24 protein-coding genes are annotated in these 23,477 nt (G+C 44.3%); 4 read left to right on the top strand and 20 right to left on the bottom strand.

Translation table 11 applies throughout. The features are described from left to right. Positions 1–2: 2 nt before the first annotated feature. The 6 genes from J0B03_RS10105 to J0B03_RS10080 form a co-directional block, all read right to left on the bottom strand. Positions 3–1,220, bottom strand: a complete 1,218-nt coding sequence (locus J0B03_RS10105) for a uroporphyrinogen decarboxylase family protein (protein ID WP_207299484.1) — start codon at positions 1,218–1,220, stop codon at positions 3–5. A 288-nt stretch (positions 1,221–1,508) separates the two neighbouring features. After that, positions 1,509–2,321 carry a methyltetrahydrofolate cobalamin methyltransferase gene (locus tag J0B03_RS10100; protein WP_207299483.1) on the bottom strand — a complete coding sequence of 271 codons (813 nt, stop codon included), beginning with the start codon at positions 2,319–2,321 and terminating at the stop codon, positions 1,509–1,511. A 189-nt stretch (positions 2,322–2,510) separates the two neighbouring features. Next, complete coding sequence (locus J0B03_RS10095) at positions 2,511–3,194, bottom strand: TetR/AcrR family transcriptional regulator (protein WP_207299482.1); 684 nt, start codon at positions 3,192–3,194, stop codon at positions 2,511–2,513. A gap of 217 nt (positions 3,195–3,411) precedes the next feature. After that, a complete protein-coding gene (locus J0B03_RS10090; protein ID WP_207299481.1) occupies positions 3,412–3,555 on the bottom strand; it encodes a hypothetical protein in 144 nt (47 codons plus the stop codon). A gap of 33 nt (positions 3,556–3,588) precedes the next feature. After that, a complete protein-coding gene (locus J0B03_RS10085; protein WP_207299480.1) occupies positions 3,589–4,734 on the bottom strand; it encodes a uroporphyrinogen decarboxylase family protein in 1,146 nt (381 codons plus the stop codon). A gap of 254 nt (positions 4,735–4,988) precedes the next feature. Then, complete coding sequence (locus J0B03_RS10080) at positions 4,989–6,923, bottom strand: InlB B-repeat-containing protein (RefSeq protein ID WP_207299479.1); 1,935 nt, start codon at positions 6,921–6,923, stop codon at positions 4,989–4,991. A gap of 294 nt (positions 6,924–7,217) precedes the next feature. Here J0B03_RS10080 and J0B03_RS10075 point away from each other — a divergent pair, with 294 nt between their 5' ends. Both J0B03_RS10075 and J0B03_RS10070 read left to right on the top strand, forming a co-directional pair. Continuing rightward, the gene (locus J0B03_RS10075) at positions 7,218–7,991 is read left to right on the top strand and encodes a uroporphyrinogen decarboxylase family protein (RefSeq protein WP_207299478.1); all 774 of its coding nucleotides are present in this window, start codon (positions 7,218–7,220) and stop codon (positions 7,989–7,991) included. Then, positions 7,949–8,122: a hypothetical protein gene (locus tag J0B03_RS10070; protein ID WP_207299477.1), complete on the top strand. Its 174-nt coding sequence runs from the start codon at positions 7,949–7,951 to the stop codon at positions 8,120–8,122. Before J0B03_RS10075 ends, J0B03_RS10070 begins: the two co-directional genes overlap by 43 nt. 21 nt (positions 8,123–8,143) lie before the next feature. On the opposite strand, the gene rpiB is transcribed toward J0B03_RS10070, so the two are convergent. After that, a complete protein-coding gene (gene rpiB / locus J0B03_RS10065) occupies positions 8,144–8,599 on the bottom strand; it encodes a ribose 5-phosphate isomerase B (protein ID WP_207299476.1) in 456 nt (151 codons plus the stop codon). A 226-nt stretch (positions 8,600–8,825) separates the two neighbouring features. Between rpiB and J0B03_RS10060 the strand changes: the two genes are divergently transcribed. Beyond that, positions 8,826–9,371 carry a glutathione peroxidase gene (locus J0B03_RS10060; protein ID WP_207299475.1) on the top strand — a complete coding sequence of 182 codons (546 nt, stop codon included), beginning with the start codon at positions 8,826–8,828 and terminating at the stop codon, positions 9,369–9,371. An 81-nt stretch (positions 9,372–9,452) separates the two neighbouring features. Beyond that, positions 9,453–10,334, top strand: a complete 882-nt coding sequence (locus tag J0B03_RS10055) for a methyltransferase domain-containing protein (RefSeq protein WP_207299474.1) — start codon at positions 9,453–9,455, stop codon at positions 10,332–10,334. Here the strand turns inward: J0B03_RS10055 and J0B03_RS10050 are convergent. The 13 genes from J0B03_RS10050 to J0B03_RS09990 form a co-directional block, all read right to left on the bottom strand. Then, positions 10,324–11,550, bottom strand: coding sequence for a S41 family peptidase (locus J0B03_RS10050; protein ID WP_207299473.1), 1,227 nt, complete (start codon positions 11,548–11,550; stop codon positions 10,324–10,326). The genes J0B03_RS10055 and J0B03_RS10050 overlap by 11 nt on opposite strands. Before the next feature lie 117 nt (positions 11,551–11,667). Then, on the bottom strand, positions 11,668–12,819 hold the full coding sequence (locus J0B03_RS10045; protein ID WP_207299472.1) for a murein hydrolase activator EnvC family protein: 1,152 nt from the start codon (positions 12,817–12,819) through the stop codon (positions 11,668–11,670). Between the two features lie 13 nt (positions 12,820–12,832). Next, on the bottom strand, positions 12,833–13,729 hold the full coding sequence (gene ftsX, locus J0B03_RS10040; protein WP_246798126.1) for a permease-like cell division protein FtsX: 897 nt from the start codon (positions 13,727–13,729) through the stop codon (positions 12,833–12,835). Next, positions 13,710–14,405, bottom strand: a complete 696-nt coding sequence (gene ftsE, locus J0B03_RS10035; RefSeq protein WP_207299470.1) for a cell division ATP-binding protein FtsE — start codon at positions 14,403–14,405, stop codon at positions 13,710–13,712. The genes ftsX and ftsE overlap by 20 nt, the downstream gene beginning before the upstream one ends. Before the next feature lie 28 nt (positions 14,406–14,433). Next, entirely contained in the window at positions 14,434–15,261 is an 828-nt protein-coding gene (locus J0B03_RS10030) for a peptidoglycan-binding domain-containing protein (protein ID WP_207299469.1), read from the bottom strand. Between the two features lie 34 nt (positions 15,262–15,295). Further along, a complete protein-coding gene (locus J0B03_RS10025) occupies positions 15,296–17,032 on the bottom strand; it encodes a B12-binding domain-containing radical SAM protein (RefSeq protein ID WP_207299468.1) in 1,737 nt (578 codons plus the stop codon). A 16-nt stretch (positions 17,033–17,048) separates the two neighbouring features. Continuing rightward, positions 17,049–19,025, bottom strand: coding sequence for a transketolase (gene tkt / locus J0B03_RS10020; protein ID WP_374058604.1), 1,977 nt, complete (start codon positions 19,023–19,025; stop codon positions 17,049–17,051). Positions 19,026–19,098: 73 nt separating this feature from the next. Further along, positions 19,099–19,680: a glycerol-3-phosphate responsive antiterminator gene (locus J0B03_RS10015; protein ID WP_207299466.1), complete on the bottom strand. Its 582-nt coding sequence runs from the start codon at positions 19,678–19,680 to the stop codon at positions 19,099–19,101. A 16-nt stretch (positions 19,681–19,696) separates the two neighbouring features. Beyond that, complete coding sequence (ychF, locus tag J0B03_RS10010; protein WP_207299465.1) at positions 19,697–20,788, bottom strand: redox-regulated ATPase YchF; 1,092 nt, start codon at positions 20,786–20,788, stop codon at positions 19,697–19,699. Between the two features lie 45 nt (positions 20,789–20,833). Continuing rightward, complete coding sequence (locus J0B03_RS10005; RefSeq protein ID WP_207299464.1) at positions 20,834–21,274, bottom strand: Mini-ribonuclease 3; 441 nt, start codon at positions 21,272–21,274, stop codon at positions 20,834–20,836. Then, complete coding sequence (cysS, locus tag J0B03_RS10000) at positions 21,256–22,647, bottom strand: cysteine--tRNA ligase (RefSeq protein ID WP_207299463.1); 1,392 nt, start codon at positions 22,645–22,647, stop codon at positions 21,256–21,258. Before cysS ends, J0B03_RS10005 begins: the two co-directional genes overlap by 19 nt. Next, a complete protein-coding gene (gene ispF, locus J0B03_RS09995; RefSeq protein ID WP_374058631.1) occupies positions 22,644–23,078 on the bottom strand; it encodes a 2-C-methyl-D-erythritol 2,4-cyclodiphosphate synthase in 435 nt (144 codons plus the stop codon). The genes cysS and ispF overlap by 4 nt, the downstream gene beginning before the upstream one ends. Before the next feature lie 80 nt (positions 23,079–23,158). Beyond that, complete coding sequence (locus J0B03_RS09990; RefSeq protein WP_207299462.1) at positions 23,159–23,467, bottom strand: bh protein; 309 nt, start codon at positions 23,465–23,467, stop codon at positions 23,159–23,161. Positions 23,468–23,477 lie beyond the last annotated feature (10 nt).

Genomic DNA, 23,477 nt, shown 5'->3' with positions numbered 1-23,477 from the left:
TTTCAATATTTTCCATAATCTTTCGCGAATGCCATTGCTTCGATTAAATTTTCGGGTTTTCCATCATTTAAATTCATCAAACTGTAATCTGTTCCAAAAATAAACTGACCTCCTGGAGCCAAGTCATCAAACGTTTTCTTGACACTATCTCTCAGCTCTGGAATACTTAGAAACTTTAGTTCATTTGCTGACAAGCCACCATGAAAAATCATTCGATCTTTCATCTTTTCTTTAATGTATTTAAGATCGCCCAGTTCAAATAAACCGATTACTTTGCTTGTTTTAGGAAGATCTTGAAGAATATCAAGATAAGGCGTCCAGTCGTTTTCCATAAAGAAATGCAATGTGTAGCCTCTCTTCACCCCAAATTCTTCTACATATCTTTTCATGAAGGGAAAATATAACTTCTCAAAGTCTTTAGGCCGCATATATGTTGGAATATGAAGTGGGGAGAATAGCCACTTATCATCTACCGGAACTTTAGAATCAAAAAACATTTCGCTGACAAAATCATAAATAGCTTCACAAGCGTCGTATAACTCATCTGGACGTTTACGGATATCTCTTGAAATTCCAACGAAATCTCTCAAATAATCTAATACTACATCCATGGGATTGTAATTTGTCATTTTAATAATTACTGGTATCCCAACTTCTGTTTCCAATCGATTAATGACTTCTCCGTTGTATGCCATCCAATCCTTAATATCTTTTAGTGCATCTTGCACTAATTCAACATTTTTCTCTAAACTCTGATTCAATATCGGAAATTTTTTGGGCGCAATCACATTTGCAAAATATGTTTTTGCATCTTTGGCTAACTCTTTTAACTCTTCTCCCTCCATCAAATGTCCATGTGATCCTCTGATTTGCACGCCATCATCTGAAACCGTGTATAGGCCTGCTCCAATAAAACCATCACTATTCGAATTATTTTTACTTGCAAAATTCAGCCCCGCTTTAAACGGTACTGTGTTTGAAATACTTGCTACTGCATCGATTTCAATGTCATCACAAATCTTTTTATATGCTTGAAACAGTAATTCATTATTTTTCAAAAACGCTTCCTTAACACTGATTTCTGCGTAATGAAATGCCCACGTTTCTATGAATGGACACAAAGGGACTCTTTCTGGTGTTTTCCCACTAGTAATATCTGAAAACAATTTTAGTTTCTTGTCATATTTCACTTTTATTTCTTGCTTTAGCAATTTGATCATCCTCCCAAAATTCAATATTCATTGATGAATAATTAAGCTCGAATCTATACCAACATCTATCACCTCTTTTTTATTATATTACATTTTATTTTACAATATTATAAATGTTGTATTTATTGCAATATTACACTATACTGGCCTTAAATGTCAATATTTTAAGTCAAGTTTTTAAATTTTGTTTATTTTTATTGTTTGTTGTCACAATATGAAGATATTTACGAACTTAATATGATTAAGGTTATATAAAAAGCAATCTGGATTTTTCCAGATTGCTTTTTATATTAGGCACTAAATAATCCCTTTTCGCACAGCTGAATTATATCTTCGAGTGAATTTGTCTCTACCTAGAAGAGCCTCTGTACCAAAAATCGCTCCCATTATTTCCTTGTTTAGTGGATCAATAATCGCTGAATCCATTCCTTCATATATTGCTATAGTCATGAAGTTTTGATTGATAATTTTTCTTTTAGGCATTCCGAAAGAGATATTGCTAAGACCAGAAGTAAATTTGATTTCTCGAAAATCGCTTTTAATAATATTCATCGTTTTAACAAAATTCGTTAGAGATTTCAGATCCGTAGCCAAGGCCATAACTAGAGGGTCAATGTGTATGTTTTCCAGTTTGATGTCATAAGTTTTTGCTTTTTCAATAATGCCTCGAGTAATCTGCACTCTGGTTTCAACGTCTTTAGGGGTTCCGTTAACACTATCACATGTTAAAGCTATAACCTGCCACTCAGTTCCTTGTATTAAAGGAAATACGATCTCACATTTATCTTTATTGGTCCCTTCAACTGTTTCTAGGCTCACAGAATTTATAATCCCCGGTTTGTTTACAATTGGTATAACTTCTTGAATAAATAAAGGATTTGGACTATCTATGCAAATTGCTATTTCAACTGCATCTTGAACAATTTCAATCAACCATTTTAATGTTTCAACTTCTACTTCAGGATCTGTGGAGGCACATATATCAATATAATCAGCACCAGCTTCTGCTTGCTTCAATGCTCTGTTTCTAATAAATTCAGCATCCCGCTTTACGATAGCCTCTTTTACAACCGGTATAGCACCATTAATTTTTTCACCAATAATAATCATTTCTCTTCTCCTTTAGTGTTTTTTGTATTATCACTCTTTTTATAATTTTAACCTTCTTTTGCCGTAAATGTCAAGATTTTAAGGTAATTCTTGTGACGACTATCAAAAAAACAAAAAACCGCCCTAAACAGAGACGGTTACAAATAATTTAACGAACAATCTATTTTTTGTTATCAAGCATTTAATAATTTAATATTTTTCCAAAACACAAAATCCATCTAACTCCTGTTGATGTATTTTGTAAAAAGAATTACAATAATCTATGGCTATACCTATCTTATCTTGAGGTACACCCAAAACTGAACCAGTACCTACTCCAATATAGTTGATTGCTTCATCGATTTCATCAACATCAAAATAATTTTCCATAAGTTTTAAGATCATTGCGTTACGTCCACCTGAGTTAAAAATTGTAACAGCAGTTTTTCTGAAATCATCTAAAACAACGCCATTCTCCTTAATAATTTTTCGATTCAAATTATCCATCATTTTTCTAAATGAATTATTAGAATTCACATCTGAGTGTAAAGATCCACTTGTTATCAATTCATAGTAAAATTTTCGAGTCGCTTTATTTTTGTAAATATTTTTATAATAAGGCAAACTGGCTGTTACATGCAAGGTAAAGCTGTCGATTGGTCCGTCGCTATGCTGTAAAATAAATCGATAAATTTTTGAAATATATCTTTTTAACAATTCTCCAGCAATGTCTTCCTTTTTTCTAAAATAATATCCTATACTTCCTATAGTTATACCAGTATTGTCAGCTATTAATTGCATTTTTGTTTTATTATAACCATATTTGCAAAACAATTTGCTAGAACTTTTTAAAAGTAAACGCTTTGTTTCGATTCCCTGCGATGTTTTTGCCATCTATTTTTCCTCCACTAATTTACTCTATTTTAACATAAGTATTTGTGAAAGTGCAATTTTATTTAATGATTGTGGAGTTGTTTGTTGCAACGCTATAAGTTTAAAAAGCGGATAGACTCTAATGTTTAAATGCTAGTTTTTTTCGAAATGATTAGCCAAAAGAAAGAGAATTAACATGACATCTACTTATTGCAATCATGCTAATTCTCTATTCTATTTATAGATGATACGATAGATGTCTGTACACTGCTTGCTCAACTTCAACAAAAAGATCCAGCAAATAAACTTGGTCATCCTCAGACAAATTATATCTTTCGATCAATTCTTCTCTTGTAAGAACAGGTTTAAATTCCTTATCCATGATACACCTCCATAATCAATTGTTGGATTTAATTTAATACTCGCCATATACTCTAACAAATTCTATAACTGATTGTAAATTCTCAATTTTTATATCATTCCTTCTTAGCGGTACTTTTTGTGGCGCAAAAATGTAATTTCCGCCAGGCATCAAAATATCAAGATACTCTTTCGCTTTGTCAATGCATTGCTGTTTTGTTCCTTCTCTTAATAATGCTGTAGGATACATGGTAGAAAATATATGTTTTTTGCTGATTTTGTCAACCACATCTTGAGGATGCGGATATTCAAATTGGATACAGCACCTACCCGGAAGATCATTAAATGCATCTAGGTGTGGAGTCCAATCTTCTTCAGCATACGTCGAGATATTAAAACCCAGTTTTTGAAATTCTTCAACTGATCTTCGATACGAAGGCCAATAAAATTTTTCAAAATCCTTAGGTTTCATGAAGGGTGCCATATGTAGCGGCATCAACAAAGTAGTAATCTTATCTGGATCTGGTTTTGGAAGCATCTTCACTTGTTCGATTTGATAGTCACATGCAGCTTCACAAGCTTGTATTACCCACTCAGGATTTCTTCTGATATCGGATAAAATGGTAGAAAAACTTCGAATATAATCTGCAATGAAATCAAATGGAGCCCATAATATTATTGGTGATTGAAGAATATTTGCTCGTTGATGTTTATCCGCGAGATTCGGTCCAAGCCCTATAAATTTGGATTTAAGTACAGTGCGAGCCACATTAATCTTTAATTGTCCAAATTCAGGATCATCTTGAAGTATTCCAAAAACTCTGGGTTGGATCTTTTTAACAATAAACTCAAATGGATCTTTAATGAACTCAGGATACTCATTATACTCCATTGGCGCAATATTTGGATGTTGAAAGAAGCCATCTGCTCCAGGTACCATAAATGCTTGCTTAACATACCTGTAAATAGCCGCCTGTGAAAAAGGTGCCATCGGAAGCGTATCCGCATCAATCAATTCTGCCATCTTATCAGCCATTTCATAAGTCAATTTGGGATTGTATAAATCTCTTTTAGCATTATATCCAAGATAATCAACTGCAAAATCTTCTGTTACACCAGCTTGAATCGGCACTCTTGCCGGGCGCTTTCCTTGCCAAATGTCTCTAAATAATTGATTACGTTGCTCTTGTTGATTTGTCATTACACATCCTCCTTTAAAAAGTGAACTAAACATAAGATTTTCATACGATGCGTTTGCATTTCTCGCCGAATCACCTCTATTCACAATTTACATTTTTACAATCTGCACTAAATCTTTAAACTTTTGTACAATTACAATTTTAATTGATTGCAACCTTAAATGTCAAGTTTTTAAGGTTGTGTATGTTACATTGTTTTAGCTTTTGAGCTTAAAAATTCAAGAAACGGGGATCGTTTCTACGATCCCCGTTTCTTTTATCGCAATCTCATAAAGAAACTAAATGCTTCTTTTTCAGATCCGTTGTGTTCATGTTTTTCCAGCATGTGTCTGGTGTGGAGGACTTGATCATCGTAATAGGGCGATTGATTGTCGCAAATATACGCCATGCTGTAATCGCCTGGAGTCACCCAACCCATGAAAATAAATGCATGGGTTGGACGTCCATTGGGATCTCCGGCAGCATCTGTCGTAAAACAAATGTCGCCCTTTCGAAGCTGGGTATAATCCCTGTCCTTCACCCATCCATTGTTGCTGAGATAGGGCATCAGATAATCGATGCTTCCCATGGAACTTCGGATCGGCACTCCAACTCTTCGCAGTGCTTCCGCCGTGAAATATACACAGGCGTTGTGCAAATGCCCTCCCCGCAACCTTTTGGCCTCTGCATTGACGCTGTTCCGATTGGAGAGACTGGACATGTAATCTGCCAGTTGATCCCCCACCCGGTAAAATCCTTTGACGTTCGTATGACCGCTATACAGGTCCGTTCCATTCACATTGCGATAAGCGCGAACTTTATAAAAATTCCCTTCGGTCCACTTGGCGGAAGAATCCACATAACTTGTTGATGTGGTCCGATCCACCAATTCAAAATTCCCGCCGGCGCTGGATGCTCGATACACTTCATACCCACCGGCCCCAGGAGTCCCATTCCACGTCAGGGACACTCCTTGAGTTTCTTTTCGAACAGCACTGTAAGATGGCGGCACGATCAATTCAGCCTTTGCAGATGCATACCCGGACATGGGACTTTCCGCTTTTATGCTGCCTTCCGAAGCCAGTGCCTGCACTTTGTAATAAAATACGGTTTGATATGGTCGATTCTTGTCGGTGTAGGAAGTAGAACTCGTTTCCCCGATTTTCGTATAATTCCCTTTGGCTCCATCGCTCCGATAAACGGCATAGGACGTAGCATGAGAAGTCTTGTTCCACCGAACTTTGATTTGATCGTATCCATCCGCCGAAGCTTGGGTTCCCCCTGGCGCAGCTGGAATGGTCAACCATTTTGCATACAGGATCAGGTCTTCTGTTACTGTTTCCGTTGTAAATTTCCATGGTTTCTGTCCATTTTCATCTCCTGTCCAGGAGATGAAAATAGCACCTTTTTTTGTCGGTTCTTGCGGAGCTTTCAACAAATCTCCGTGTTCCACGATCACTTCTTCCACCCCGGAGCCTCCCTTGGTTTCAAATGTGATCTTGTACTTGTTTTTTTCCCAGAATGGGTAGAGTTTAGCCGTAGCTTCTGTCAGTTCAAATTCACTTCCTGCTTCGATGACTGTCCCTTCCCCGGTCGGATCCGTGGTCCAGCCTTTGAATGTGTGACCGACCCGTTCCAGGTGGCCGATATTTTCCATAGCCTGGATCACATCTCCGTAGGCGTAATGGTTGTCGTCCTGGGGCAAGGTACCAGCTTCACTCAAATAGTCCAGGTACTCCACATAATAAAATGGTTCTATGGCGTATCCAAAGTTTTCATCGTAACCGGTCATGTCGTGGGCATACAGCAATTTTAGTGCAGCAGGTGTTCCTTCAAAGACACCTTCTCCCATCTCGGGTGCATTTCCTAAAAATTCGACGCGACTCAAACTGGCGCAACCGGAAAATGCGCCACTTTCCACAGTAAGGACATGTTCGCCAACGATCACGGTCTTCAGATTCGTCGCTTCGGCAAAAGCATTCTCCCCTATATAGGAAACCCTGTATGTTTCACCTTCCCACTCAAAGGATTCGGGGATCTCCAACACCGTTTCTGTTCCTCCATACTTGGCGATAACTCCGTCGCCTCCTCGAAAGCGATAGGTGTAATCTCCCAACTCCACGCTTCGAAACAGATCCGTTGCAAAAACAACCGTTCCTACAACCGCTACTACAACTACTACCAATATGCTCACGATCCACTTTTTTTTCATCCAATCACTCCCATTTTTTCATTATGTCGAAGAATTCAAAGTTTTTTATTATTATATCATAGTAAATTTGTCTGTTTACAAAATTAGTTTATCCAATTTTCATATAAATTGTAAATTAGCCATCGTCTAAAACAGATTTCGAGTCTAAAATATCACAACTTGAACGAATAGGTCAACAGTCTTGCAATATTTCATGTATCCCCTTTCAACAAGGTGGTTTCTCATGGTGCAAAATATGTTATAATAAATGTCAAAATCACAATAAGACGACATGAAGTAAAAAGGAGATCGGCAATGGCAACGGAAACACAAGCATTGATTCTGAATACCATCCGTCATATGGATGTACCAAAAGTGGCAAAGGGAGAACTGGTCCTGGACGACACGGTGATCGCCTCCCATTATCATGTACCGGAAGTAAAATTTGAACACCGATGGGATTTCGCCAAAGAAATGGAAATGGATCTGGTCACCCACTTTCCCACCTATAACAAGGAAGAGGCCCTGCCTCTTTTAAACATGGATCCATTGGAATTAAAAAAGTGGACCATCAATACGGATTTTTTTCACTTTTATGTTTTGGACGGCGCCTTTGAAACAGGGCTGGCCCACTATGGATTTGGGGAGTTTTGCTCCATGGTGATGACCGACGATGAAGAATTGGAAGATTTCGTCCTCCACATGGAACGCATGAACATGGAAAACATTCGAAAATTGGCAGATTTGGGATCCAACGGTATCATTTTCGCCGATGATGTGGCCTTCCAGGGCGGGCTGATCGTTCGACCGGAAATGTTCAAAGATCATTTCATGGCCTCCATCGAGCGGCAGGTAGAACTCATGGACAAACTGGGTCTGGTCCCTTTCTTTCATTCCGACGGCAACTATCTGGCCATCCTGGATGACATCGTCAATGCCGGTTTTACCGGGCTCCATTGCATCGATAAAAAATGTGATGTCACACTGGAAGATTTGAAGCCTTATGGCAAGGACCTGTGCCTCTGGGGCATCTGGACGTATACGACATGGAACTGGCCCAGACGGAATCCGGCCTTAAACAGATCGTAGATGACATCGAAAGCAATACGGAATTCAAGGGATTTATACTTGGTACCAACAGCGGACTGTTCAAAGGAATGGATTTGGACATGCTCCGCCGCATTCACCAGGAAACGGATGCAAGAAAAAACCGGTCTTAAGACCGGTTTTTTTGATGGAGCTTATCGTTGGCTTCGATACTGCTGGTCGATCTCCACCATTTTATCCACTTTTGGCTGGGAGCTGCCGCCGGCAAACTCCGATTCCAACCATGCGCTGAGGACGGTTTTTGCGTTCTCTACGCCAATGACCCTCTCCCCCATGGTTATGATCTGGCAGTTGTTGCTTTTGATGGAACGCTCTGCCGAATAGACATCATGGGCAACGGTCGCCCGGATCCCCGGCACCTTGTTGGCGGTGATGGCCATGCCTATCCCGGTACCGCAGATGATGATGCCTCTTTCGTGGGTCCCTGCCGCAACGGATGCGGCAATTTTTTCAGCAATCATGGGATAAAGGACCGATTCTCCTTCCTTTACACCAAAATCCGTCAACTCATGACCTTTCTCTTCTGCAAAAGCTTTCAATGCGTCTCTCAAGCGAACACCTGCTTCGTCGCAGCCAATAGCAATTTTCATGACGACTCCTCCTTTGTACATGCCTCCTGTTGAACAAAAAAACCGTAAAAAATCTGCTTCCAGATCATTTACGGCCATCACTATTTTCACATGGGCATGTATTCTTTTGTTTAATTATACCATGTCGTCTTCGATCAAACAAGACAAGATTTCTGGTTATGCTCCATCCACGAGGGTATACATGTATTATTAACAAAATATTTTTAATTTGAAAGGATGTGTTTGCATGAACTTCTACGAGATCAAAGCGAATACCATTGATGGAGATACCATCTCTATGGACAACTATAAAGGAAAAGTGTTGCTGGTGGTCAATACAGCCAGTAAATGCGGATTCACCCCTCAATTCGAAGGGCTGGAATCCCTATATAAAACTTTCGCCTCGGAAGGCCTTGAAATTTTGGGATTCCCATGCAATCAATTCAAGGAGCAGGACCCAGGTTCCAGCGAAGAAATCAAAAGCTTCTGTCAGTTGAATTATGGAGTCACCTTCCTCTTGTTTGAAAAGGTGGATGTCAGGGGAGAAAACGCCCATCCGATCTTTGTGGAATTGACAAAAAAAGCCCCTTTCCCCGGTTGGAATTTTTCGGATCCAGTGCAAGAAAAGTTTTACAAAATCAACGAAGAGAACTATCCGGAATTTAGCAACGACGAAAGCATCAAATGGAATTTCACCAAATTCCTGATCGATCGACAAGGAAATGTCGTCAAGAGATTTGAACCCTGGGAGACTCCGGATTCCATGGCCGATTCCATACGAGAACTGCTGTGATCAAAGGACGCCTTGCACAACAAGGCGTCCTTTTGTATACTGAGAATACTAAAAACAACAAATGAAACGAGGACCACTTCCATGAAAAAATCCAAGCGAGATGTCATGCTTCAGACGCTCAAAAACAATCCCTCCCTGCTGCGATGCCCAAAATGCCACCAGGGATTTTCTTTTCAGGAATCCAGCCTGGTATGTGACAATGGACATTCCTATGATCTATCCAAAAGAGGATCGGTCCATCTGCTCTTGCATCCGGTCCGTTCTGTTTACGATGCCGCTTTATTCGACGCCCGAAAGCGGACGGCGGATTCCGGTTTTTTCACACCCTTGATACAGATCATCACCGAAATGATCTCCTCATACGTGAAGGAAGACTCCTGGATAAAAATGGTGGACGCCGGATGTGGAGAAGGAAGCCTTGCCCTCAACATTTGCCAGTCTTTATCACAACGGACCGCCTATTGCTGCGGGGTCGACATTTCCAAAGACGGTATCCAGCTAGCAACAAAATCTGAGTCCGATATCTTGTGGATCGTAGGTGACTTGGCGGATCTTCCATTCCAAGACAAGGCTTTCAACGTAGTGTTGAATGTGCTGTCTCCCGCCAATTACGGTGAATTTCAACGAATTTTGGGTGATGACGGGATCTTGATAAAGGTTTTACCCGGCACCGGATATTTGAAGGAATTTCGGGAGATCTTTTATGCAGATCAAGTCAAGGAAACGTATACCAACAACCAAACCAAAGAGCATTTTCAACGCCGGATGGATGTCCTGGAGACTCAAAATATCCACTATACCATCACACCAAATGAAAAACAGCTCCATGATCTCATATCCATGACACCCATGTTGCTGAACAAAGATCCAAATGCAGCGCAAAAGGAAGCCTTAAAAAAAATCCAGGCGGTCAGCCTGGATTATGAGATCCTGATCGGTAGAAGCAAGCTACTCAGAGAGTGATGGCTTCTACCTCTTTATTCAATTCTTCCAAAGCCCTTTGGAGTTGGGGATCCTCTTCCATGGTGTAGTCTGTTCCATAGTAAAATTCTTCATCGATCTCCACTTCGATGTCCGGTACGATGCCGATCCCCTGAATATTTCGCCCATTGGGCGTAAAATACTCGGAAACGGTGATCTTATAGCCGGTCCCATCCTGCAAATCGCTCATCCTCTGAACGATCCCCTTGCCAAAACTGGTAGTTCCTATGATGACGGCCTCTCCAGTATCCTGAAGTGCACCGGCAAAAATTTCCGAAGCGCTGGCAGAACCTTCATTGATGAGCACCGCAATGGGCATGTCCAACTGATCCCGGTCCGTAGACCGCTCGTATTCCCTGTTCCCTTGCCGGTCTTCCGTATAGACGATCACCGATTCTCCCATGATCTCATCCAAAACAGCCACGACCGAATCCATCATGCCTCCAGGATTGTCCCGCAGATCGAATACCATCCCCTGAACATTTTGTTCCAACAATTCACTCAGTTGCTTTTCGAATTCATCATAGGTGTAGGGTTCGAACTGATTGATGGAGATATAACCGATGCCATCGATCACTTGGGAGTCCACGCTGGTCATGATGATCTCTTCCCGGACCAACACTTTTTCCACAATGTTTTCATCCGTTTTTTTCAAAATGGTCAAGGTCACTTCCGTGCCCTCTTCCCCTTTGATCAAGCCAACGACTTCTTCCAGGGACAACCCGGAAATATCGGCGCCGTCCACCTGAAGGATCTTGTCTCCCGGCATCAATCCCGCTTTTTGACCAGGTGATCCTTCAATAGGCGATACCACGGTGACCCGGTCATCCTCATCCATGGAAACCACCACTCCGATGCCTACGTAGCTGTTCTCCATTTGCTCCACGTAACTTTGAAATTGTTCCCGGTCGTAATACATGGTGTAGGGATCTCCAACTGCTTCAAAGAGGCCCTTTAACGCACCCTCCATCAGAATATCTTCGTCCAACTCCTGATAGTAGGAATCCCTGATTTGATTTTTCAGGTACAGAAATTTATGGATAAAATCTGCCGTATGGGCATCTCTCGCCTGGATCACCACTTTGTCTCCAATGGCGATGGTGATTAAATTGCTGAATACGAAAGTGGCTACGTTGGAGACGATGAGCAACAGTACCACCAGGATCACGATCCATTTTTTTTGATATTTTTTATTCATATAGGCAATTGGTCCTCGCTTTTCATTAAGATAGGTCTTATTGTATCACAAAAACTTAAAATCCAATTAAAAAACGATCGGCCTGCATCCATTCGCTGGCCGATCGCTGACTTTCGATCAAGGAGATACATAACTTAGTGGATTGACGGGATTTCCGTTGATCCTTATTTCAAAATGAAGATGGATCCCAGTGGACCAACCGGTAGTGCCTACCTCTCCAATAGGTGTCCCAGGGGTCACCTTCTGGCCTACGCTCACATAACGTCTGGCCATATGGGCATATACAGCGGATACTCGGTTTCCATTGTCATCCAAACCGAGATCCAACGTGATCAGGTTGCCGTAACTGGATGAATATCTGGATTCGATGACTTCTCCGTATCCTACAGCAATGGCATTGAATCCCGTGCGTCTTCCTGTTGGGATATCGATCCCCGAGTGATACCGTGTATTGCCAAAAATGGGATGGATCCGCCAGCCGAATGGAGAGCTGATCGTGGATGCTCCAGGAACAGGCCACAGATAAATGCCGTTTATTTTTTCATTAATGGTCTGTTTGGACATGATCTCCGTTTTGATCTTTTGGGATTCCTGCTCCAAAGCCCGCTTTTCTTCTTCCAGCAACCGCTGGTTTTGGCGAAGGGAGTCCAAGGTCCTCTCTCTGCTTACAACCACAGAGTCCATCCTGGTTTTCTGTCTTCTGGCTTCATTTTGTTTTGCGATGATCTTGTTTCTTTCCGATTCGACTTCTGCTTTCTTCGCCTCGATCTGGGCTTCGATCTCCTCCAGCTCCAGCAGCACTTCCTTGTCGTATTCCATGATGGTGCGGATCATGTCGATCTTGGATACGAAGTCCCCAAAGCTTTCCGCGCTGAAAAGCACTTCCAGATAACTGGCATCTCCAAACATGTACATGACCCGGATCCGTTCATCCAAAACACCTTTATAATCCACTCTTTGCTGTTCTGCTTCTTTCAGCTCCTGGCGTATGATCACCAGGCGGGCTTCCATGTCGTCCACTTCCACCTGCAACTCTGCAATGGTTTCCTCGATTTTGGATATCTCGTCATTCAATCGTCGAACTTCGTCCATCACTTCCTGCATGGTAGCTTTGGTCATGTCGATCTCTTTTTGCATGTCATCCTTTTTTTCTTCGATGGCATCCAGGTTTTCCTTCAAATCGTCGACGGATTGAGCGGCTACGCCGGTTAACAACATGGACAATACCAGAAATATCACCAAAGCCAACCCAAATTTTCGCTTTTTCATAAGATTCCTCCCATCATACATCCAAGAATTTTGTTATGGAAAACATGCTGCCTGCAGCACCCACTACCAATCCATAAACGAGAAAGTAAATGGATATGGCCGGCAAAATGGTTTGTGGACTGGCAAAGCTGAAACCTCCAAAAAGACTGAATTGTCCCATGGCCGCGCCCAGCAGGTAATAGTACAGATTACGTACCACCAAAATAGCCAAGATGGCACCGGTCAAGCCCAGTACCGCACCTTCTGCTACAAAGGGCACCCGTATGTACAGGTTGGTGGCTCCCACATACTTCATGATGCTGATTTCTTTTCTTCTGGAAAACACCGTCAACTTGATGGTGTTGTAAATGATAAAAAAGGATATGCCGGTCAAGATCACCAATACGGCCAGACTCAGCAAATTTGCAAAACGATTGAAACGCATCAGAGCTTCTACATAACCCTCTCCGTAGTTCACGTAATCTACGCCTTTATAGGATGTCATGGATTCATTGACTTCCTTGATCTGCTCTGCGTCATAAATCTTGATGATATAGGATTCGGGCAGGGGATTGTCCTGCTCCAGCCCTTGAAGGATCCCTTGGTATTTTTCCAGGCTGTTTGCCATGTTTTTTAAGGCCTCTTCTTTGGATTCATATCGATAACTGGAAATCCGGGTATCATTGTCCATAAGGGTCAACAGATCCTGGCGCTGTTCCTGGGTTATTTCCTGTTTAAGGAAAACCTTCAATTCCAACTCATCTTCCAAGTTCTGGGTGATATGCTGAATATTCAAGGCAATGACCAAAAATATGCCCAAAATGACCAGGGCTGCAATGACACTGACTATGGATGCTATGCTCATCAGGCTGTTTCTACGAATGCTGCGCACCGTATCTCGAAAGAAGTATTTAAAGGTATGAATCTTCATTGTCATACCCTCCTTTTTTGTCGCTTACTACACGTCCCCCATGAAGAGTGATGACCCTGGCCTGCATCATGTCCACAATGTCGCGATCGTGGGTGGCCATGATGATGGTGGTTCCCCTTCCATTGATGGAATGAAGCAGTTTCATGATCCCCAATGAGGTTCTGGGATCCAGATTTCCTGTTGGCTCATCACATATGATGATCTTGGGATCATTGACGATGGCACGGGCAATGGATACCCGCTGCTGCTCTCCTCCGGAAAGTTGGTCCGGGTAATAGCGCATGCGGTGCCCCAGTCCTACCAGCTGCAATACCTCTGGAACTTTTTCCTGTATGTCCTTGGTCTTGTTTTCTACGATCTCCATGGCATAGGCCACGTTTTCGTAGACCGTCTTGTCCGACAATAGCCGATAATCCTGGAAAACCACACCCAACTGGCGACGGTACATGGGAATATGGCGCTTTTTCAATCGGGTGATGTCGCGATTTTCGATGTAGATCTTCCCTTCGGTCGGATCCAATTCCTTCAAGATCATTTTGATCAGCGTTGATTTTCCGGCACCGCTTTTCCCCACGACAAAAACGAAATCTCCATGGGCGATTTCCAAGGTGATATCACTTAATGCCAGATGTTGGGTTTTATCGTATATTTTATTGATATTTTCGAATCGAATCAACGTAAACCTCCGAATTTTAGACGTGCTGTCAAGGTGTTACCTCCACCAAGCGGTTTAAAGCTTCCACCGTATCCGGATCCAACAATCCGGTTTGTTCCAAACCCTGGTCTTGTTGAAAACGGGTCACTGCATCCGTAGTCATGGACCCGAATTTTCCATCCGCTGTTCCAAAAAGGTACTCCAGATAGATCAATTTTTCCTGCAACAACTGGATCGGTTCCCCTTCTTTTTCCGGTCCATAGGTGATCGGTTCCCGGTACAAGGCATCCATAGTCTCCATGTCCAAAATGCCGGTTTCCGCCAGTCCCTTGTCCTGCTGATAAGATCGAACTGCTGTTGTTGTTGCGACATCATAGGTTCCCTGGGGTTTCTCCTCCAGATAATCAAGATAATACAGAATTTCCTGATATTGAAGGATCTCTTCCCCTTGTTGTCCGGTGGTATAACCGGGTTCTTCCAGATCCAACTGCTCCAAGGTTGCATAATCCAGCGTTCCGTTGGATTCCAATCCTTTTTCCCGTTGGTAGGCCACAACGGCGTCCTTGGTGGTTTGATCGAAATTGCCGTCCGGCTCCTTGTCCATATGGCCCAGCATGCGCAATACCCTTTGGTAATAGAAGATCACATCTCCGCTGTTGCCCATGACATATTGTTCGCCTTCCCGGTCCGGGCCTTCCGTATCCATCTGATCCATCAAGGAATATTTGTCATAAAATGCCAGTTTCATCTGGTCGCTGGACAGGTCCAGCCCCATCAAATTGTGATCGATTATTTTTTCCCCCTCAAAGGAAGCAGTCAGGGACAGCAAAAAAATCATGCTGAGTATGTAGATCAATATATTTTTAAGTGACTTCATGAAAATCTCCTTCATCATTTACCCTATGATTTTATCAATTATTTAACATCAAATCAAGACGGCTTGACCAATCTTCCACCCATCGTACCATATTTCTGTGAAAAAGACCTGTTTTTTTGGGCGAAAAAAGACCCAATCGCTTATTGCCCCGACCTCCATCAAATATTTCAAAATAAACCTGCTTCACAATATCTTTGGGAGGTTTTCCCATATAGTCTTTCAAATACTCTTCCACAAAACCCTGGCTGTGGAGCAAGGCAAAAGCTTTCTCTTTCGGCAAAGGGGTAGGATGAAGAAAGGGCGGCAGTGGCCAGGACGCCTGCAGCAGATAATCCATCTTCAAGGTCTGTTCCACCATGGGTCGGTGAAAACCGTTTTGGCACAAGTAGTCGAATAAAATTTGATAAAGTGCATCTTTGGAGATCTTTCGATCAAAGAACCCTTTTTTATCCCAATGGGCAGCCAACCCGCAATAAAAATCAAAAGGCGTCTGTTCTTCGCTGTTTCTCACCATTTCCAGGGTGGTGGGAAAGTTCCCGCTGTTGTAGTATTTCTCCAGAACGTGTTCCACCAGGTGGAGCAACCAAAGTTCTTCGTAAGAAATGGAGTTGTTTTTCAACACCTGATAGGGAGGATGTCCCTGGAACTTATAACCAAAAGATTCGACCATGTTCTCCATGGGAGATCCTTTCAAGATCTTTAAAAAACCCAGCTGCAACATGTGGGGTCCTACGTCCATGATCTCGTTAAATGACCTGGCGATCTGTTCCAAACCCTCTCCCGGCAGACCGGCGATCAGATCCATGTGGACGTGAACATTTTCCTTTTGCAGGATACGATTCATGTTTTCCTTCACTTGTGGAATGTTGCTGACTCTGGCGATCCTCTTCAACGTTTCAGGATGGACGCTCTGTACTCCCGCTTCCAGCTGAAATCGACCAACAGGTGTTCTTCCAAGCAATTCCAAGAGTTCCTCGTCCAGAAGATCTGCCGCCACTTCAAAGTGAAAACAGGTTTCTCCTTCTTGATCCAATAAAAATGTCAAAATCTCTTTCGCTCGTTCTTTATTGCAGTTGAAAGTACGGTCCACCAGTTTCACCAGTTTGACCCCCGCTTCCAAAAAAGTGGTCAATTCCTCCTTGACCTTGGTCATGGACTTGTTTCGAAGTCCTTTTTCCACACTGGACATGCAGTAAGCACAGGAATAAGGACATCCACGGCTGCTTTCATAGTAAAGAATGTTGTCTTTCAGCTGATTCAATTCCTGTTTCGTGTAAGGAAAACTCAGTTCATCCAATACCACGGGCTCCATGGACGTCAAAACTCGGATGCTCTTGTTCCCTTTATTGTAAGAAACACCAGCAAATTCCTCCAGGCTTTCTCCTTTGCTTATGGCTTCCATCACACGGGGAAAGATCTTCTCCCCTTCGCCGGATATCACCAGATCCGCTCCCAATTCCCAGGCTTCACTTTCCGTCAGATAAGACACTTCCGGTCCTCCAACCACGATCCATGCATCCGGCCGAATCTTCTTCAGATTCCCCATGATCCTCCTGGTGGGCTCCAAATTCCATATGTAAATGGAAAAAGCGTACACTTGTGCCTTTTCCTCCACCAACCGACCGAGAATGTGCTCTTCCCGGTCATTGATGGTGAATTCACGAAGTTGTACGCTTATACCGTCTATGTGGCAATTTGTTTTCAAGGATCGGATGGCTACGTTGGTGTGGACATACTTTGTATTCAAGCTTGCAAGTACGACTTTCATCATTTCCATCCTTCTCTACTCAATCTACCAGTTCTTTTACGATGCCAACCAGATTTTCCACGTTGAATCCATAATTGTGGATCACTTCTTCCCCTTTTGCACTGGCACCGAAGGTGTCAATGGTCAGGCAGGTCCCTTTCTTGCCGACAAATTCCGCCCAACCGAAAGAGGCTCCCATTTCTACGGCGACCCGCTTTTTGGCTTTTTTCGGCAATACGGATTCCTGATATTCAGGGTCCTGCTTTTTGAACCGGTACATGGAAGGCATGGAGACCACCCGAACGTCGATGTCCATGTCCCAGAGGGTCTTTTGCGCTTCCAGGGCCAAAGCTACTTCGCTGCCGGTAGCAATCAGCAACGCATTTATTTTTTTCTTTTCCGGTGACAGGACATACGCACCCTTTTCTACGCCTTCAAAGGATACACCTTCCAGTGTGGGTACGTTTTGTCTTGTAAACAGAATGGACGTAGGTGTTTTGTCCGACTCCAAAGCCAATTTCCAAGCAGCCTTCACTTCATTGGCATCGGCCGGTCGAAGAACGTCCATGTTTGGCATGGCACGAAGCCCTGCCAGTTGTTCGATGGGCTCGTGGGTGGGGCCGTCTTCTCCTACTGCCACACTGTCATGGGTGAATGCGAAGATGGAACCGATGCCCATAAGAGCCGATAATCGCATAGCCGGTTTCATGTAGTCGCTGAAGATGAAAAAGCCGCCGGAAAAGGCCTTCATTCCATGGAGGACCAATCCGTTGGTGATGGCCGCCATGGCATGTTCCCGAACACCGAAATTGATGTTTCGTCCCAGGTGGTTTTCTTTGGTGAAATCACCGTTGATCCCTTTTACTTTGGTGGATGAAGCCAGATCCGCACTTCCCCCCATCATCAAGGGATTGCTCTTTTGCAGTCTTGTCAACACTTCTCCGGATGACGCCCTGGTAGCCAGATTGTCCCCCGGCGTATAATCGGCAAAGATGGCTTCCCAATCCATATCAACATTGGTATTGTTCATCAATGCCTGAAGGATCTTTCCTTCTTCTTCGTTTGCCTTGATATACTCCTGGGCCAGGTCTTCCCATTTTTGGCAAGCTTCCGTACCTTTTTGCACATTGGTTGCTGCAAAATCGTCATATACTTCCTGGGGAATAACAAAGGGTTCCAAGTCCCATCCCAGATTTTTTCTTACTTCTGCCGTGTTGTCCGCACCCAAGGGCGCTCCATGAGTGGCACTGGTTCCTTGATTGGGAGAACCGTGACCGATGATCGTCTTGACTTCTACAAAGGTGGGGCCGTTCTTGTTTTCCTTTGCCTGGTCTATCGCAGCGGAGATCGCTTCCACATCATCTCCATCTTCCACTCGCAAATAATTCCAATTCATGGCTTTAACTTTTGCTTGAACATCATCGGAAGTGGCGGTTTCGATGGGTCCGTCCAGTTGGATGTCATTGGAGTCGAAGAGGATGATGAGCTTTTCCAATCCCAAGTGTCCCGCTAGAGACATGCTTTCCATGGCGACCCCTTCCTGCAGGTCACCGTCTCCACAAAGAACATAGGTGTAATGATCCATGACCTTTTGCTCATTCATGTTCAAGGTTGCCCCCAGATATCGTTCTGCCATGGCCATGCCCACAGCCATGCTGATCCCCTGGCCCAGAGGTCCAGTCGTAGCTTCAATACCCGGAGTATGGCCGTATTCCGGATGTCCCGGTGTTTTTGATCCCCATTGGCGAAAATTTTTCAGTTCTTCCATGGGCAGATCGTATCCTGCCAAGTGCAGCGTAGCATAGATCATGGCGGATCCATGGCCTGCCGACAGAACAAATCGATCCCGGTCGATCCAGTCCGGCTTGTCCGGATTATAGGACAGGTGTTTTGTAAACAATGCATACATGGTAGGTGCCGCCCCCAAAACGATTCCCGGATGTCCGCTGTTGGCCTGATTGACCATGTCCACGCCCAACATTCGAATGGCGTTGACGGATTGATTTTTCATAGTCATGTTCATTCCTCATTTCTTTTTAATTTTGGTGCCAAATTTTTGTATTCAAACCGGGTCCATCCCCGGTTATACTTCACTCGTCTTTCTGATACCTGTAGTTCCACAACCGCTGTTTGGACAGAGACACCCCTACTGCACCAGCTCGTATGGCCATGTCGATCTCCGCCGATTCCGTGATCAGCCCGCCGGTGATAATGGGGATGTCCACCCGATTTTTAATGGCACGGATCACCTTGGGAGCGATCCCCGGCATGATCTCCATGGCATCCGGCCTGGTTTGTCTTGCCATGTTGATGGCCGATGCAATGGATGTGGTGTCAATAAGAAACATCCGCTGGATGGTATTCATTCCCAATTTTCTGGCTTTGGCGATCAGGTTCTTCCTTGTAGTGATGATCCCCGTTGGATCGGCCGTCTCTTTCAAGTACTCCAATGCCGCATCGTCCTGGGCCATGCCGCTGATCAGGTCAAAATGGATGAATGCATATTTTCCCCGGTCCTGGACTGCCTGGATCTTCTCCTTGTAATCCACGATATTTGCTTCTAAAACAAAAATCACTTTTGCCTCGCTATCCAGTGCATTGGCAAACTGTTCCCTGGTCCGGCATGCTGGGATCACCGGGTAATCACGTAGTACATTGCGGATGTTTTCCAAAACGATCCCTCCTAGATCAAACGTTGAAACGGAACAGGATCACATCACCATCTTTGACCACATATTCCTTGCCCTCGGACCGGGTCCATCCCATTTCTTTTGATTTTACATCGGATCCGGCTTCCAAAAGCTTTTCATAAGGCGTCACTTCCGCCCGAATGAACCCCCGCTCGAAATCCGTGTGGATCTTCCCGGCGGCACCCGGCGCCTTGGTGCCTTCCGTAATGGTCCAGGCCCTGGTCTCTTTTGGTCCCGCCGTCAAATAGGTGATCAAACCCAACAACTTGTAACCGGCATGGATGATCTTGTCTAATCCGGATTCCTCCAGACCCATCTCCTCCAAAAATTCCGCCTTCTCCTCCGGCGGAAGTTGGGCGATCTCCTCTTCGATCTTCGCACAGATCACGATGACCTGAGCCCCTTCTTCTGATGCATAGGCCTTCAATTCCTCTACCAAAGGGTTGTCGGGAGCGCCCAAGTCATCTTCCGAGACATTGGCCACATAAAGGACCGGCTTGGTGGTAAGCAGTTGAAAGGACTGGATGAGATTCCATTCTTCCGGAGTAAAGTGCCTTTGATTTACCAATTTTCCTTCTTCCAGCAAGGTTTTGATCCGTTGAAGGACATCCAGTTCCATTTGCTGCTCCTTGCTTCCCGATTTGGCCAGCTTTCTCGACTTCAAAAGGCGTTTTTCCACCACGTCCAGGTCGGCAAAGATCAACTCCAAATGGATGGTCTCCATGTCCCGCAAGGGACCGACGCTTCCATCTACGTGGACCACATTGTCGTCTTCGAAACATCGGACCACATGGGCAATGGCGTCCACTTCCCGAATATGGGAAAGGAACTTGTTGCCAAGCCCTTCTCCCTTACTTGCCCCTTTTACCAAGCCGGCAATATCCACAAATTGAATGGTGGTGGGGACGATCTTTTCCGATTGATAAAGTGCCGCAAGCTTTTCCAGTCTTTCATCCGGCACGGCTACCACGCCCACATTGGGCTCGATGGTACAAAATGGATAATTGGCAGACTCTGCCCCTGCCTGGGTGATTGCATTAAAAAGGGTGCTTTTGCCCACGTTGGGCAGACCCACGATTCCTATTTCCATGGTTGGTTTCTTCTCCTATCATTTGTTCCTGTTTTTTTGATGCTTTTACTTCAAGCCTTCGATGATCCGGACCGTTTTTTCGATGAGCTCTTCCAACCGGTTCAAATCTCCGGTCAAAAACAAATATCCGAATACCGCTTCCAATCCCGTCGATCGCTTGTAATCCACGATGGGCGTGTTCTTGGGTGGTGAAGGGCTGCTTGCATTGCGGCCTCTTCGAAAGATCATGTTTTCGTCTTCCGTGAATTCGCTCCGCAATACTCCTACTGCCATGGATTGGGCCGTAGCCTTCACGTAGCGGATACAGATCCGGTGCAGATCTCCAGATTTCATGCGAGGATGGTGCAACACCACGTACCTGCGAACATGGCTTTCGTAGATGGCATCCCCCATGAACGCCAGTGAAACAGGATTGAAGCTCTTTGCTTCCCGACGGTTCAATCCCTCCGGGAAAAAAGGACGCTGATCTATTTGATTCTTTTCCATTTGACCCCTTCCCGGGTATCCTCCAGGAGGATCCCCCGCTCTTTCAACAGGTCGCGGATCTCATCGGAACGTTGAAAATCTTTGTTCTTTCTAGCATCTTGCCGTTCCTGTATCCATTTTTCCACATCTTCATCCAACAGGTCCTGTTCTTTCTTGACCAAGCCCAGAACATCCGTCAGTTCATCCAACCGGTCCAATGCCTGTTGAAGGATCGACTTGGGTGTTTTGCCGTTGAAATTGGTGTTGAAATCCCGGATCATGTCAAAAAGAACACCGATCGCTTCTGCCGTGTTCAGATCATCATCCATGGCATCTTTAAATCGATCCCGGTATCCATCAATATCAAGGGCTGCAGGTAACGCCGCGCCTTCTTCCGCGGTACCCTTTTCCAATAAAAACACCAGATTGCTTCTGGCATTGTACAGCCGTTCCAGTGCTGTTTTGGATTGTTCCATCAGTTCTCTCGAAAAATTCACCGGGCTGCGGTAATGGGCGCTGAGCATGAACATGCGAACCACTTCCAAGTCAAATTCTTTGGCGATGTCCCGAACGGTAAAGAAATTCCCTTTCGATTTGGACATCTTTTCATTATTGATATTGATATATCCGTTGTGGATCCAGTAATTGGCAAAAGGTTTCCCATGGGCCCCCTCGGACTGGGCGATCTCGTTTTCGTGATGAGGAAAAATCAGGTCCTGTCCACCGCCATGGATATCAATGGTCTCCCCAAGATAACGGCAGCTCATGGCAGAACATTCGATATGCCACCCGGGTCGTCCTTTCCCCCAAGGGCTTTCCCAAAAGGGCTCTCCCTCACGATGTTTCTTCCACAAGGCAAAATCCAGGGGATCTTCTTTTTCTTCATTGACTTCCACCCGGGCTCCTGTTTCCAGATCCTCCAATGCCTGCTTGGAGAGTTTTCCGTAATCCGGGAATTCTTTGACCCGGTAATAGACGTTCCCATCCACATTGTAGGCCAAGCCTTTTTCCACAAGGGTCTTGATCAGATCGATGATCTCCTGAATGTTGTCGCTGACTTTGGGATGGACGGTGGCTCGTCTCACGCCCAAACCATCTGCATCGGTAAAATACTCTTCCATATATCGCCGGGCGATGTCCTGGGCTTCCAATCCTTCTTCTTTGGACTTTTGGATGATCTTGTCGTCCACGTCCGTAAAGTTTTGTACATAATCCACCTGGTAACCCAAGTATTCAAAATACCGCCGGAGCACATCAAAAACGATGAATGGCCGGGCATTGCCAATATGAAAAAAGTTGTAGACCGTAGGCCCGCATACATACATTTTTACTTTACCCTCTTCCAGCGGTACGAAGATCTCTTTTTGATTTGTCAAAGTGTTGTATAATTTCAAGCTTTTTCTTCCTCCCCTGACTTTTTGAGCAAGACGACGCTGTAGGCCCGGATCCCTTCCTGGCGACCGGTCAGCCCCAATTCTTCTTCTGTGGTAGCTTTAACGTTGACGTTGGACGGTTCCGTTCTCAAAACGGCGGCGATTTTTCGCTCCATGGATTCGATGTAGGGCGCCAGTTTTGGTTTTTGGGCCACGATGGTGGTGTCCAGATTTCCTACAAGGTATCCGTCTGAAACCATGGCATCATACACCCGACTGAGCAAAATCAAACTGTCGATGCCGGAAAAGGCATCCTCCGTATCGGGAAACATCCCGCCGATGTCCCCTTTCCCCAAGGCTCCCAAAATAGAGTCCATGATGGCATGGACCAATACATCGGCATCGGAATGTCCCAGCAGTCCTTTTTCATGGGGATGGATACCCCTCCCAATATCAGTTTTCTGCCCCGGATCAACCGGTGCACGTCGTATCCGTGTCCTATTCTCATGATACCCTTCCTTTTCCTGAAACTTTACTTTTTGTCATGAAATTCCTTGTAGACCCGATAAGGTTTGGTGACCACGCGAAAAGGGAGGCTTACCAGAAAACCAGTCAGATCCCGTTCCATTTCCCTGGTCATCCGAACCGGTTTGGTCAATACCCGCAGCACGAATTCTTCCTTGAAGTGCTTCTTCACGTAATCTTGATCGATCTTCACTTCCACTCCACAATTTTTGCAGGTGATTTGATGGATGTGGTCATTCTTATATTGGATCACATGATCCGTATCTCCATCACAATGAATGCAAAAGAGCGTCGCTTCCATTTTGGTGTTGGGCATTGGTAACCCT

This window comes from Alkalibacter rhizosphaerae (assembly GCF_017352215.1).
In the GTDB taxonomy this organism is placed as follows: domain Bacteria; phylum Bacillota; class Clostridia; order Eubacteriales; family Alkalibacteraceae; genus Alkalibacter; species Alkalibacter rhizosphaerae.
Note: the sequence above shows the minus strand (reverse complement) of the source record. Positions and strands in the feature narration are given on the sequence as shown.